This window comes from Streptomyces sp. EDA2-14 (assembly GCF_054963755.1).
This window is the reverse complement of record NZ_JBUEGE010000009.1, coordinates 99,485-113,572: the sequence shown is the minus strand read 5'-3', so window position 1 is coordinate 113,572 and position 14,088 is coordinate 99,485. Positions and strand designations below refer to the sequence as shown.

The following is a 14,088-nucleotide window of genomic DNA, read 5'->3' as shown; positions in this document are numbered from 1 at the left end:
CCACCGATGATCCCCGGGCATCCGCACGGCACATGGGAGACCGCGCCCGCCGCCCGCTGGGAGGACGCCTACCTCAGTGGCAACGGCCGGCACGGCGCCCTCGTCTTCGGCGATCCGCTCGACGACCGGGTGATCGTCACCCACCACCACCTGGTCCGCCCGGACGGCGGCCCGCAGCCGGGCCCGCCCGAGCTCGCCGGGCAACTGCCACTGCTCCAAGACCAGTTGCTCGCGGGGGACGTGGCGGCGGCCGAGCGGTTCACGGACGGACGGCCGCTGCGGTGGGTGCGCGCGTTCCACCCGGCTTTCCAGGTGCGCTTCGCGCGGGACGACACGGCGGGGCGCGGCTACCGGCGCGCGGTCGACTTCGCGACGGGGGTGGCGCAGGCGCGGTGCGGCGGCTGGGGTTCGCGGGTGTTCGTGTCGCGGGCGGACGACGTGGTCGTGCAGCACGTGACCGGTGCCGGGCTCACCGGAGAGGTGTCGCTCGACCCGCGGCTGAGCGGCGCCCCCGACGGGCTCGGCGTCGGCCGCGGCGTCGTCCTCACCCCGTACGGCGCCCGGCTCACGCTGCGCTGCCGCTACCCGGAGCCGGACAACGACCAGGGCTGCACCGGGGTGACGCTCGTCCTGGTGCAGGGTGGGCGCACGTCCGTGGGCGGCACCGGCCTGCGCGTCGAGGACGCGAGCGGTCTGCTGCTGCTGACGCGGGTGCGCCGGCACGCCGGGGAGCTGGACACGGCGCGCGAGGCGGGCGCGCTGGCGGAGCTGATGGACCCGGGCCGCTCCCCCGACGCCACGTACGAGACTCTGCTCGCCCGGCACGAGGCACTGCACCGCCCCGCCTACGAACGGGTCACCTTCGACCTGGACGCCCCCCGCGGCCAACGGGGCCTGACCGGCAGCGATCTGCTTGCTCTCCCGCAGAGCCCGGCCCTTCTCGAGCGGCTGTTCGCGGCGGGCCGCTACCACCTGCTCAGCTCGTCGGGCGCGCTGCCGCCCCGGCTGACCGGGCTGTGGACCGGTGAGTGGGGCACGGCGTGGTCGGGCGCGTTCACCACGGACGCGAACCTGAACCTCCAGACGGCGTCCGCGGTCGCCTGCGCCCTGCCGGAGACGACCGACGCCCTGGCCGCGCTCGTCCGGGGCCAGTTGGACCACTGGCGGGACAACGCGCGGCTCGTCTTCGGCGCCCGCGGCATCGTCGCCCCCGCCCACACCGACGGCGAGTCCGGGCACGCGTACCACTACCAGCGGGCCTATCCGATGCACCTGTGGACGGCGGGCGCCGACTGGCTGCTCACGCCGCTGCTCGAACAGGCCGAGGCGACCGGCGAGCGGCCCGCCTGGCTGTCGGCCGCCGTCACCGAACTCGCCGTGTTCTACGAGGACTTCCTCACCCGGACCGGGCCGGACGGGCGGATCGTGATCGTGCCGTCCTACTCGCCGGAGAACCGGCCCGCGAACGCGAGCTGGGGCACGGTCAACGCCACCATGGACATCGCGGCGGCCCGGCACGCGCTGCGCACCGCCGCCGCCTGGCATCCGGGTCCGGACGGCGACCGCTGGACCGCGCTGGCCGACCGGCTCCCCGGCCACCGGGTCAACGACGACGGGGCGCTCGCCGAGTGGGCGTGGCCGGGCCTCGACGACGCCTACGACCACCGGCACCTCAGCCACCTGTATCCGGTGTGGCCGCACCACGACATCACCCCGTACGACACCCCGGAGGAGGCGAAGGCGGCGCGGCGGGCGCTCGAACTGCGCGGCGCCGAGAACGACTCGGCGCACGGGCATCTGCACCACGCCCTGATCGCGGCCCGGCTCGCCGACGCGCCGCGGGTCGCCGACTGCCTGCGGCAGGTGCTGTCCGGCGACTACTTCCACGCGTCCCTGATGAGCGCGCACTATCCGCACCGAGACGTGTACAACGCGGACGCCGCGCACACCCTGCCCGCGCTGCTCACGGAGGCTCTCCTGCAGTCCACGCCCGAGCGCCTCGTGCTGCTGCCCGCGCTCCCCGCGCACTGGCGGCGGGGAGCGGTGCGGGGGCTGCGCACGCGGTTCGGGGCACGGGTGGATCTGCGGTGGAGCGCAGGAACGTGCACGGCGCTCGTCCGGCCGGACCGGGACGCGGACATCGGCCTCAGGACCCCCGCGGGCGGCGGCGCCCGACTTCGCCTGACCGCGGGCGAGGAGCACGAACTGACCTTCCGGATCGGCTAGTTCGTCCCGCACGACGAGATCACCTCGTCGTGCGGCGGGCTCGGCTTCCGGACGGACAGCTTCAGCGGGTCGAGCGGCTGACCTCGTCCGCGACCTCCGCGAGGACACGCGCCGCCGGCGCCGGGTCGACCAGCCACTTCAGGTGGGAGCTGTCGAGGGTGCGGACGCGGAACGGGTTGTCCGGGGTCAGCGCGTCGCCCTCACGGATCAGCCGGTCCTGGAGGGCGGGCGGCAGGCTGGCGTCGCGCCCGAGACGGACGTACGTCTTCGGGATGCGGCCCCACGTGTCGGCCTGCGCGCGGTCGTCCCCGGTGCCGACGTCGAGGTTCTCGTCGGGCTGGAAGGTGTTGAGGAAGGTGCGGAACTCGTCCTCGGTGCCGTCGTCGAAGAAGGCCGACCTGAACGCGTCGAGCGCCTTGGCGTCGGCGGTGCGGAAGTTGACGCGCAGCAGCCCGAGTTCGGCCGGGTCGCCCGCCATCGCGAGCCCCAGCGCGGCGACGTCGACCGAGGCCATCTCCGGTTCGGCGTGGTAGTCGCCCACGCTGAGGTCGACCGGGCACCAGGACCCGACGTAGACGATGTGGTCGATCAGGTCGGGGCGCCGGTTCGCGGCGGCCGTGGCGGTGACGCCGCCGCGGCTGTGCGAGACGAGCACGACGGGCCCGTTCGCCTTGGCCCGCTCCAGGACGCCGATCACGTGCGCGGCGTTGTCGGCGAGGGTGATCCCTCTGATGGCGCCCGGGGTCGAGGCGAGGCCTTCCGGGTCCTGCGGGGCCTGGTACGCGGCCGGGTAGGTCGCCGCGAAACCGTGGCCCGGCAGGTCGACGGCGACGGAGCGGTGACCGAGCAGGCCGAGTTCCGCCTGGAGCGGCGCGAAGGAGAAGGAGTTGGCGAACGCTCCATGGACGAGGACGTACGTCGGGTGCACAGGCACGCTCGCTTTCTGACGCTTCGGGACCGGATACGGTGATCCTAAGCCGCTGTCGGCGCCCGTCCAGCGCTTTCTCGAAGCGTCAACTCGGGGGCGAGGAGGACGACTTCCTCGGCCGCGCCGCGGCCCTCGATCTGCGCGACGACCTGCTCCACCGCCCGCCTGCCCATCTCCTGCGCGGGCACCGCGACCGAGGTGAGCGGCACGGACGCGTGCCGGGCGACCTGGTCGGGGCAGACCGCGACGACGGAGACGTCCTCGGGGACCGCGCGGCCCGACTGGCGCAGCAGGGCGAGCAGCGGGTCGGTGGCCGCCTCGTTCTGGACGATGAACGCGCTGGTGCCGGGGCGCTCGTCGTAGATCCGCGCCAGGGTCGCCGACACGGAGGCGTAGCTGCCCTCGCAGGGGCGGTGCAGGAGCCGCAGCCCGAGTTCGGCGCTGCGCTCGCGCAGGCCCGTCAGGGTGCGCTCGGCGAAGCCGGTGCGGCGCTCGTAGACGGCGGCGGCCTCGCCGATGACCGCGATCTCGCGGTGCCCGAGCTCCGCCAGGTGCTCGGCGCAGAGGGCGCCCGCGGCGGCGAAGTCCAGGTCCACGCAGTTGAGTCCGGCGGTGTCGGCGGGCAGGCCGATGAGGACCGCGGGGCGGCTCGCGGTGCGCAGCAGCGGCAGCCGCTCGTCGTCCAGCTCGACGTCCATGACGATGACGGCGTCGGCGAGGGCGCTGCCCTCGATGCGGCGCACCGCCTCGGCGCCCTCCTCGCCGGTGAGCAGCAGGATGTCGTAGCCGTGGGTGCGGGCGGCGGTGGCGACCGCCGTGGCGATCTCCATGAGCACGGGCACGTACATGTCGGTGCGCAGCGGCACCATCAGCGCGATGATGTTGGACTTGCTGCTGGCGAGGGCGCGGGCGCCCGCGTTCGGGTGGTAGCCGAGCTGGCGGACGCTGGTCTCGACGCGCTCGCGGGTGGCCGCAGAGATGGACCGCTTGCCGCTGAGGACGTAGCTGACGGTGCTGGCGGAGACTCCGGCGTGCCTGGCGACCTCTGCGAGGGTGACCATGTCGTTCTCCTGAGCCGTGTCCGAAGGGAGGGAGCGCGCCGGCGCCGGCGGGAGCCGCCCCGTCGTTCGGCACGCCGACCCTATGATTCGCCCAGGGTGCCTGTCCAGAAGCGTGTCGAAGCGCTTCGACGCCGCGTCTGGCACCAGCCGAGCCGCCAGGGAGGACCCCCATGACCGACGCCACCCCCACCGCTCCCATACGCACCGCGGCGGGCCAGGTCCGCGGGCTCACGCAGGGGGCGTTGAGCGTCTTTCGCGGCATCCCCTACGCCAAGGCCCCGGTCGGCCCGCTGCACCTGGCGGCGCCCGAGCCCGCGCTGCCGTGGGACGGGGTGCGGGACGCGTTCGCCTTCGGGCCGCCGCCCCCGCAGTCCCTCGCCGGCGGGCTGATGGGACGCCCGGTCCCCGAGGGCGAGGACTGGCTGACCGTCAACGTGTGGTCCCCCGACCTCGGCGCGGCGGGACTGCCGGTGCTCGTCTACATATACGGAGGGGCGTACATCACCGGCTCCACGGACGGGCCGCACTACGACGGCTCCGTGCTCGCGGCCCGCGGCGCGGTCGTCGTGACCCTCAACTACCGGGTCGGCGCCGAGGGGTTCGCCCTCTTCGACGGCCTGCCCGCGAACCGGGGGCTGCTCGACCAGGTCGCGGCGCTGCGCTGGGTGCGGGAGAACATCGCGGCGTTCGGCGGCGATCCGGAGCGGGTGACCGTGTTCGGGGAGTCGGCGGGCGCGGGCTCGGTGGCGGCGCTGCTCTCGATGCCGTCGGCGGCGGGCCTGTTCCGGCGCGCGGTGGCGCAGAGCGTGCCGGGCACGTTCTTCGCGCCGGACCTCGCCCGGGACATCGGCGCGCGGATCGCCGAGCGGTTGGGGCTGCCGGGCACGGGCACCGCCGACATCGCCGGGTGCGCTCCGAAGGCGCTGCGCGACGCGACGGACGACCTCATCCGCGAGCTGCCCTCGTACGCGGACCGCTGGGGCCGCGTCGCCCACACGCTCACCCCGTTCTCCCCGGTGGTCGACGGCGAGGTGCTGCCGACCACTCCGTGGGAGGCGCTGGCGGGCGGCGCCGCGCGCGGCGTCGAACTGCTCGCCGGGCACAACCGCGACGAGTACCGCCTGTTCAGCGTCATGGCGGGCCGGTACGGGACGACGACCGACGAGGAGGCGACCGAGGCGCTGCGCCGCTTCGGCCCCGGGCCGGACGCCGAGGCCGGCTACCGGGCCGCTTACCCGTCCGCGAGCCCCACCCTGCTGCACGAACTGGTCATGTCCGACTGGCTGTTCCGGATCCCGTCACTGCGGCTCGCCGAGGCGCACGCGGCGGGCGGCGGGACCGCGTACGCGTACGAGTTGTGCTGGGAGGCGCCCGGGGCGGACGGTTCCCTCGGCGCCTGTCACGCCCTGGACGTGCCACTGGTGTTCGGCACGCTCGACACCGACTTCGGCCGCCTCTTCCTCGGCATCGAAGGCACCGAACCCCCGCCCGCGGCCGTGGCGCTGTCCGCGGAGATGGGCGCGGCGTGGACCGCGTTCGCGACGGACGGGAATCCCGGCTGGGCGCCGTTCACCGCCGCCGAGCGGGCGACCCGCGTCCTCGACTCCCCGTCGCGCACGGAGCCGTATCCGGAGGAGGCCTCCCGGCAGCTGTGGGAGGGCGTCGGCTTCGCGCCACTGGGCCTGGAGCGCGATCCGGCGTAGCGGCCCGTCAGGGGCACGCTCGCCCGACGCGCCGACGGCCAGGCGTTCGACGGCCGCCCCCGCGCCTACCGTCTCAGGCATGGAGACACGCCCACACATCTCGATCGTCCTGCTCGCCGCGGCCTCCGGGGCCGTGGACGCGCTCGCGTTCACGGCGCTCGGCCATGTCTTCGCGGGCGTGATGACCGGCAATCTGGTGCTGCTCGGCATCTCGGCGGGGCAGGGATCGGGGCACGAGGTGGCCGGTCCGCTGTACGCGCTCGCCGGGTACGCCGTGGGTGCCGCGGCAACCGCGCTCGTGTGCCGGGGCGTGCGCGCGGACCGCACCGAGCTGTGGCCGGGCCGCGTCGTCGCCTGCCTCGCCGCGCAGTGCGCGCTGCTCGGCTTCCTCGCCGTCGCGGGCGGGCTGCTCGACGGGGAGCCGGGCGGGGTGTGGCGGACCGTGCTGCTCGTCGTCGCCGCCGCGGCGATGGGCGCGCAGTCCGCGGCGATGGTGGCGGCGGGGGCCGGCGGCGCGCCCACCACCTATTTCACGGGGACGCTGACGACGCTCGTGACCGGGCTGGTGGACGGGTCGGGCCGGGGCCGGGTGCAACTGTGGGTAACCGGTCGGTTGTTGGGCGTGTTCGGCGGCGCGACCTGCGCCGTAGCGGTTCGGGAGGCTTTCGCTCCGTGGGGTTTCGCGCTACCGGTGGTCCTGGCCGCCGCGGCCGTCGCGTGCCAGAAACCTGCACACCGAATGCGCAGGGCGGTCACGGCCCTTCGCGGAAAACCATTGGCCGATACAGACACCGCGCGCCATTGATGGGCGAGTGTCCCCCTTTGCTGACACCGGACACAGCGCGTTCACATTCCACTCCGTGAAGAATGTGAAGGACATGCCAGCCGCCTGTGAACACCCCGGCACATGGCGGTAATTGACCTCGTGGATCCCCTATGAATGGACCCCGTCCGATTAGCTGTGCGGCGCGTCAACATGCTTTGATCCTCCGCATCGCATGACGGCCGCAGGGATTCGCAGCCACCGATTTCCAGCGCGCCCCGCGAATTTCGAAATACCCGGACATACCTAAGAAGGGCGGCTCATTATGAGCAAGCACATCGAGACCGTTGAGATCGCCGACGCCGACCTGGACAACGTCTCCGGCGGTCTCGTCGGTGGCCTCGTCGGCCAGGTCCAGGGCACCGTCGACGGCATCGCCCCGGTTTCGGGCACCGTCTCCTCCGTGACCAACACGGTCGAGGGCCTCACCGGCCTGAACACCGGCGCCGTGACCGGCCTCGTCGGCGGCGTGACGGCCGGCCTCTGAGTCGGATCCGATCCCTCGGGATCGCCGCGCCGCCTCCTGACGGGTGGCGCACCCCAAGCCTCGGGACCCCGTGTCCCGGGGCTTTCGGGGCGTCCGGGGTCCGGGGTTTTTCGGCCCGGCCCGGCATGGAAGCTACGTAAGGGAAAGACCCCGTGCAGTTCCGCCAACAGGCCCTGTCCAAACTGCAGTCGCCGGAGGAGCTCGATCTGCCGGTCCGTCTCGCGCGGCCGCAGGGACTGCTCGTACTCGCCGTCACCGTCGTCGTGATGGCCGCCGCCTGCGTCTGGGCCGTCACCGGTTCGGTGTCCTCGACGCTCAAGGCGGACGGCATCCTCACGTACGCGCAGGGCAGCTACGTCCTGCAGACCCCCGTCACCGGGCAGGTCACCGGCCTGTACGTGAAGGAGGGCCAGCGGGTGCGCGCGGGCGCGCCGGTCCTCAAGGTGCAGACCGCACAGGGCAACCGGGCCGTGCGGGCCATCGACGCGGGCCGGGTCACGGCGCTCGTCGCACGGATCGGCTCGGTCGTCACGACGGGCTCCGACGTGGCGACGGTGGAGAAGACCGGTTCGGCCCGTGATCCGCTGCTCGCGATGCTGTACGTGCCCGCGACCAGCTCGGGGAACGTGTCCGCGGGCTCCGACGTCGACCTGACCGTGCCGCAGGCGCAGCAGTACGGCGTGCTGCGCGGGACCGTCAAGGCGGTCGGGCGGGCCGCCGAGACGAAGCGGCAGGTCGCCGACTTCATCGGGGACGACTCGCTGGCGGGCCAGTTCACGAAGGGCGGGGCGCGGGTCCCGGTCCTGGTAAAGCTCACCAAGGCGTCGACGAAGTCCGGATACGCCTGGTCCACCGACGGCGGGCCGCCCTATCCGCTGGCCTCCATGACGCTCGCCTCCGGATCCGTGCACCTCGCCGATCAGCGCCCGATGGATTGGCTGAAGCCGTGACCCAGACCTCGCTGCCGCCCGCGGGCCACCGCCCCGACCGCCGCCGCGCACGGCCCGCTCCCCCGCCCGCCAAGCGCCGCCGCAAGGTGCGCACACCCACGGTGCTCCAGATGGAGGCCGTCGAGTGCGGCGCCGCCGCGCTCGCGATGATCCTCGCGCACCACGGCCGGCACATCCCGCTGGAGGAGCTGCGCATCGCGTGCGGCGTCTCGCGGGACGGCTCGCGCGCCTCGAACCTGCTGAAGGCGGCCCGCAGTTACGGCATGACCGCCAAGGGCATGCAGATGGAACCGGCGGCGCTCGCCGACGTGCAGGGCCCGGCGATCCTGTTCTGGGAGTTCAACCACTACGTCGTCTACGAGCGTCTGGGCCGCCGCTTCGGGCGGCGCGGCGTGCACATCAACGACCCCGACAAGGGCCGCCGTTTCGTGCCGATGGAGGACTTCGACACGAGCTTCACGGGTGTCGTCCTCGTCATGGAGCCGGGCGACGACTTCCGCACGGGCGGGCGCAAGCCGGGCGTCCTGAAGGCGATGCCCGCACGGCTTCGCGGCACCACGGGCACGATGCTCGTCGCGCTGCTCGCGAGCCTGCTGCTCGTCGGGGTGGGCGCGGCGGTGCCCGCGCTCAGCAAGACGTACATCGACCTGTTCCTCATCGGCGACCAGACCTCGCTGCTCGGCGCGCTGTTCGCGTCGATGGGCGCGATGGTGGCGCTGACCGCCGTCCTCACGTGGCTGCAGCAGGCGAACCTGCTGCGCGGGCGCATCATCTCGTCGACGCTGAGCAGCGCCCGCTTCTTCGGGCATCTGCTGCGCCTGCCCGTGACGTTCTTCGCGCAGCGCAGCCCGGCCGACCTGGTGCAGCGCCTCCAGTCGAACGACGCGGTCGCCGAGACCCTGGCCCGCGACCTGACGGCGGCAGGCGTCGACGGGGTCGTGGTGCTGCTGTACGCGGCGCTGCTCTACACGTACGACCCGCAGCTGACGGGGGTCGGCGTCGGCATCGCGCTGCTCAACGTCGTGGCGATGCGCGTCGTCGTGAAGCTGCGGGCGACGCGCACGCAGAAGCTGCGCGCGGACACGGCGCGGCTCACCAACACCTCGTACACCGGGCTCCAGCTCATCGAGACGATGAAGGCGACCGGCGGCGAGAACGGCTACTTCCGGCGGTGGGCGGGCCAGCACGCGACGACCCTGGAGGAGCAGCAGAAACTCGGGGTGCCGAGCGCGTGGCTCGGCATCGTCGCGCCCACCCTCGCGACGCTGAACAGCGCGCTGATCCTCTGGATCGGCGGCATGCGGGCCGTCGAGGGCCACCTGTCGGTGGGTCTCCTCGTCGCCTTCCAGGCACTGGTCACCCGGTTCACGGCGCCGCTGACCCGGCTGAACGGCGTCGCGGGCCGCATCCAGGACTTCGCCGCCGACGTGGCGCGTCTGAAGGACGTGGAGAACTTCCCCGTCGACCAGCTGTACGCGCGGCCCGAGCAGGTGCAGAGCACGCGCCGCCTGCGCGGTCACATCGAGCTGGACGACATCACGTTCGGCTACAGCCCGCTCGACAAGCCGCTCCTGTCCGGCTTCTCGCTGACGGTGGGCCCGGGCCAACAGGTCGCCCTCGTCGGCGGCTCCGGCAGCGGCAAGTCCACCGTCTCCCGCCTCATCTCCGGCCTGTACGCGCCGTGGGAGGGCGTCATCCGGATCGACGACCGGCGCCTCGACGACATCCCGCGCGGCGCGCTCGCGGCGTCCGTCTCCTTCGTCGACCAGGACGTGTTCCTCTTCGAGGGCACGGTCCGCGACAACGTCGCGCTGTGGGACCCGTCGATCACCGACGAGGCCGTCGAGGAGGCGCTGCGCGACGCGTGCCTGTACGACGTGGTGGCGCGGCGGCCCGGCGGCGTGCGCGGCCGGGTCGAGCAGGACGGCCGGAACTTCTCCGGCGGCCAGCGCCAGCGCCTGGAGATCGCGCGGGCCCTGGTGCGCCGACCCAGCATCCTCGTGCTCGACGAGGTGACCAGCGCGCTCGACGCGGAGACCGAGCAGACGGTCATGGACAACATCCGGCGGCGCGGCTGCGCCTGCGTCGTCATCGCGCACCGCCTCAGCACCGTGCGGGACAGCGACGAGATCGTGGTCCTCGACCACGGACAGGTCGTCGAGCGCGGCCGCCACGAGCATCTGGTGCGGGCCGGCGGGCCGTACGCAGAGCTGGTCAAGGAGCACTGACATGACCGACCTGCAAGCGGAGTTCACCTCCTCCGACCAAGTGGTGGCGGCCTTCGGCGGCCTCGGCGCCCCCGTCGACTGCACCGATCTGCGCAGCCTGCCCCTGGAGGGCCCGCACGTGCTGTGGCTCGTCGCGGGCGGCGCGCTCGACCTGTTCGCGGTCGACGTGCAGAGCCAGGGCCACTGGCACTTCCTGGGCCGCCTGGAGCCGGGCACGCTGCTGCTCGGCCCCGTCGAGGGCACCCAGCACACCCTCGTGGGACGGCCGCTCGGCGGCTGCCAGGTCCGCCGCATCCCGCTGCGCGAACTGCCGTACGCGCCGCCGACCACCTATGACGCAGACGGCTCGTACGGCTGGAGCCTGCTGGAGGAGGCCTTCGCGCTCGGTGTGGGCCGCGGGCAGCGGATCCTGTTCGAGGCGCCGCTCGACGGGCGGACCGTCGACGCGCAGGAGGACTCCCTCGTCGGCGACGACGACGTGCTGTGGCCGCAACTGGCGCCCGGAAGCGTGCAGTACGGCTCCGCCTACGCGGCGGACGCGGCGTCCGACCTGCTGGTCGACACCGGCCTGTGGCAGAGCATGGTCAACCAGCAGTGGCGGCTGCTCTCCACCCTGGACCGCTGGATCGAGCGACTGGAGAGCGCCCACGAGGACCGCGCCGCCGCCGGTATCCGCGCGGGCGAGGCCGTCCGCGAACAGGCCGACCGCACGCTGCTCGCGTCCATGGGCACCAAGCGCGGCCGGCAGCGCTCCGCCGAGGCGGGCGCCGACGCCACGTACGAGGCCTGCAAGGTGGTCGCCGACGCGGCGGGCATCCGGCTCGTCGACCCCGACCACGTCGGCGCGGTCAGCGACCGCCTCGACCCGGTGGAGCAGTTGGCGACGGCGTCCCGGCTGCGCACCCGTCCGGTGCGGCTCGCCGGCGACTGGTGGCGCCACGACGCGGGCCCGCTCGTCGGCTACCGGGCCGCGTCCGGGGCGCCGGTCGCGCTGCTGTGGCGGCGCGGGCGCTACGAGTCGGTGCACGCCGGCGGCGAGCGGCGCACGCGGATCGACGAGGACAACGCGGAGGACTTCGAGGAGCGCGCGGTCATGCTCTACCGCCCGCTCCCCGACGGCAGCCTGACCCCGCTGAAGCTGATGCGCTTCAGCCTCAAGGCGATGACCGGCGACGTGCGCAGGCTGCTCCTGGCGGGCCTGGTCACGGTGGGCCTCGGCGCCCTCGTGCCCATCGCGACGGGCCAGGTCCTCGGCACGTACGTGCCCAACGCGCAGACCAGCCTCATCGCGCAGGTCTCCCTCGCGGTGGTGGTCACCAGCGTGGTGTCGGCGGCGTTCATGCTGCTGCAGAACCTCACGGTGCTGCGCATCGAGGGCCGGGTGGAGAGCGTCCTGCAACCGGCCGTCTGGGACCGGCTGCTGCGGCTGCCGACGCGGTTCTTCGCGGCCCGCTCGACGGGCGAGCTGGCGAGCGCCGCGATGGGCATCAGCTCGATCAGACGGCTGCTGTCAGGCGTCGGACCGATCGTGGTCCAGTCGACGACGGTCGGCGCGATGAACCTGGTCATGCTCCTCCTCTACAGCGTCCCGCTGGCGATGGCGGCGCTCGGCATGCTGGCGCTCGTCGCGGGCATCTTCTTCACCCTCGGCCTCATGGAGCTGCGCTGGCAGCGCCGCCTGGTGAAGCTCGGCAACAAGCTCAACAACCAGGCTTTCCAGACGCTGCGTGGGCTGCCGAAGCTGCGGGTCGCGGGCGCGGAGAGCTTCGCGTACGCGGCGTGGGCGAAGGAGTTCGCGCGCACCCGCGAGCTGCAGCGCAGGGCGGGCCGGATCAAGAACGCGACGACGGTCCTCAACTCGGTCTATCTGCCGCTGTGCTCGCTCGTGATGTTCATGCTGCTCGCGGGCCCGGCGCGCGGCAGCATGTCGGCGGCGTCCTTCCTCACCTTCAACACGTCGGTGACGATGCTGCTCACGTCGGTGACGCAGCTGACCGGCGCGCTCATCTCTGCCGCCGCGGTGCTGCCCATGTTCGAGCAGATCAAGCCGGTGCTCGACGAGAAGCCGGAGGTCCGCGAGGCGGCGACGCAGCCCGGGGAGCTGACCGGCGCCCTGGAGGCGCGCGGCCTGTCCTTCCGGTACACGGACGACGGCCCGCTCGTCCTCGACGACGTCAACGTGTCCATCCGGCCGGGCGAGTTCGTGGCGGTGGTCGGCGAGAGCGGCTGCGGCAAGTCCACGCTGCTGCGCCTGCTGATCGGCTTCGACGCCCCGGCCTCCGGCAGCGTCCTGTACGACGGCCAGGACCTCGCGGCGCTCGACCAGGCGGCGGTGCGGCGCCAGTGCGGCGTCGTGCTGCAGAACGCGCAGCCGCTGAGCGGGTCGATCCTCGACTGCATCTGCGGCGCCGAGTCCTTCACGCAGGAGGAGGCGATGGCGGCGGCCGAGATGGCGGGCCTCGCCGAGGACATCAAGCGGATGCCGATGGGTCTGCACACGATGATCTCGGGCGGCGGCGCGGTCTCCGGCGGCCAGCGTCAGCGTCTGATGATCGCGCAGGCCCTGATCCGCCGCCCGCGCATCCTCTTCTTCGACGAGGCGACGAGCGCGCTGGACAACGAGACGCAAGCAATCGTCATCGACAGCACGAAGGCCCTGAAGGCGTCGCGGGTCGTGATCGCGCACCGTCTGTCGACGGTGATGGACGCGGACCGGGTGATCGTGATGTCGGCGGGGCGGGTCGTCCAGCAGGGATCGCCCGCCGAGTTGTTGGCGGACACCGGTGGGCGGTTGCACGAGTTGGTGCGGCGGCAGATGGCGTGACGTCTCGGGGCTCCGCCCCGGACCCCGCTGCTCAATCGCCGCAGGGGCTCTGTTTCCCCGCCCGCACCGACTCGGTGTCGTCCGTCCCGAACAGCACCCGCATCGCCACCTCGCGGTAGTGCCGTACGTGGTGCAGGGCCCGGTCGGCCGCGAGGTCCGCGTCGTGGGCCTCGATCGCCTCGTACAGGCCCCGGTGCTCCTCCCACACCGCGTGCGGGTCGTCGACCTGCTGGAACAGCCAGCGCATGCGGCCCTCCAGCGGCTGCAGGGTGCTGGCGAGGAGGGTGTTGCCCGCGATCTCCACGATGTGGTGGTGGAAGTCCGTGTTCGCGCGGGAGATACGGGCGGGGCGTCCGGTGCGGGTGGCGCGCTCGGCGCTCGTCAACAGGCGGGCCAGCGCGGCGATCTGCGGTTTCTGCGCCCGCTCGGTGGCGCGCCGCACGGCGAGCACCTCCAGCGCCTCGCGCAGGTCGAAGAGGTCGAGCACGTCCTGGAACGAGAGCTGCTTGACGACGATCTTGCGGGCGGACGCCGCCTCCAGGAAGCCCTCGCTGAGCAGCACCCGGATGGCCTCGCGGACCGGGATCCGGGACACCCCGAACTCCTCGGCGACCTCGCGCTCCAACAGCCGGTCGCCGGGCCGCAGTTGACCGGAGATGATCCGGTCCCTGATGCCCTCGCAGACCTGATCGCGCAGCCAGCCCGCCTCACCGGGTCCCGCCTGTGCCATGTTTCCTCCCCGTCAATTGATGCTCACGGTATACCAAAGCCTTGACGGGGCGCGCCCCCATCCGCATCCTTTGGTATGCCATAGCGGCGAACACACACGTCACAAGCTTCTCTCGTTGTCCGCAGGGC

General features: G+C 73.0%; 10 protein-coding genes. 7 read left to right on the top strand and 3 right to left on the bottom strand.

The features are described 5' to 3' along the window. The first annotated feature begins 6 nt into the window (after positions 1-6). Positions 7-2,226 carry a glycosyl hydrolase family 95 catalytic domain-containing protein gene (locus ACY34M_RS22475; protein ID WP_462719808.1) on the top strand — a complete coding sequence of 740 codons (2,220 nt, stop codon included), beginning with the start codon at positions 7-9 and terminating at the stop codon, positions 2,224-2,226. A 61-nt stretch (positions 2,227-2,287) separates the two neighbouring features. Here the strand turns inward: ACY34M_RS22475 and ACY34M_RS22470 are convergent, their stop codons facing one another. Next, positions 2,288-3,154, bottom strand: coding sequence for an alpha/beta hydrolase (locus tag ACY34M_RS22470; protein WP_462719966.1), 867 nt, complete (start codon positions 3,152-3,154; stop codon positions 2,288-2,290). 44 nt (positions 3,155-3,198) lie between these two features. Continuing rightward, the gene (locus ACY34M_RS22465) at positions 3,199-4,215 is read right to left on the bottom strand and encodes a LacI family DNA-binding transcriptional regulator (RefSeq protein WP_462719807.1); all 1,017 of its coding nucleotides are present in this window, start codon (positions 4,213-4,215) and stop codon (positions 3,199-3,201) included. 170 nt (positions 4,216-4,385) lie between these two features. Between ACY34M_RS22465 and ACY34M_RS22460 the strand changes: the two genes are divergently transcribed. The 6 genes from ACY34M_RS22460 to ACY34M_RS22435 all read left to right on the top strand — a co-directional run bounded on the left by ACY34M_RS22460 (position 4,386) and on the right by ACY34M_RS22435 (position 13,230). Then, positions 4,386-5,918: a carboxylesterase/lipase family protein gene (locus ACY34M_RS22460; protein WP_462719806.1), complete on the top strand. Its 1,533-nt coding sequence runs from the start codon at positions 4,386-4,388 to the stop codon at positions 5,916-5,918. Between the two features lie 79 nt (positions 5,919-5,997). Beyond that, positions 5,998-6,723, top strand: a complete 726-nt coding sequence (locus ACY34M_RS22455; RefSeq protein ID WP_462719805.1) for a YoaK family protein — start codon at positions 5,998-6,000, stop codon at positions 6,721-6,723. 283 nt (positions 6,724-7,006) lie between these two features. Continuing rightward, a complete protein-coding gene (locus ACY34M_RS22450; RefSeq protein WP_462719804.1) occupies positions 7,007-7,228 on the top strand; it encodes a type A2 lantipeptide in 222 nt (73 codons plus the stop codon). 152 nt (positions 7,229-7,380) lie between these two features. After that, complete coding sequence (locus ACY34M_RS22445; RefSeq protein WP_462719803.1) at positions 7,381-8,178, top strand: DUF2118 domain-containing protein; 798 nt, start codon at positions 7,381-7,383, stop codon at positions 8,176-8,178. Beyond that, positions 8,175-10,406: an NHLP family bacteriocin export ABC transporter peptidase/permease/ATPase subunit gene (locus ACY34M_RS22440; RefSeq protein WP_462719802.1), complete on the top strand. Its 2,232-nt coding sequence runs from the start codon at positions 8,175-8,177 to the stop codon at positions 10,404-10,406. The genes ACY34M_RS22445 and ACY34M_RS22440 overlap by 4 nt, the downstream gene beginning before the upstream one ends. Before the next feature lies 1 nt (position 10,407). Then, positions 10,408-13,230 carry an NHLP bacteriocin export ABC transporter permease/ATPase subunit gene (locus tag ACY34M_RS22435; protein ID WP_462719801.1) on the top strand — a complete coding sequence of 941 codons (2,823 nt, stop codon included), beginning with the start codon at positions 10,408-10,410 and terminating at the stop codon, positions 13,228-13,230. A 31-nt stretch (positions 13,231-13,261) separates the two neighbouring features. Here the strand turns inward: ACY34M_RS22435 and ACY34M_RS22430 are convergent, their stop codons facing one another. After that, positions 13,262-13,960 (bottom strand): GntR family transcriptional regulator, encoded by a 699-nt coding sequence (locus ACY34M_RS22430; protein WP_462719800.1) that lies wholly within the window; start codon positions 13,958-13,960, stop codon positions 13,262-13,264. Between the last annotated feature and the right edge of the window lie 128 nt (positions 13,961-14,088).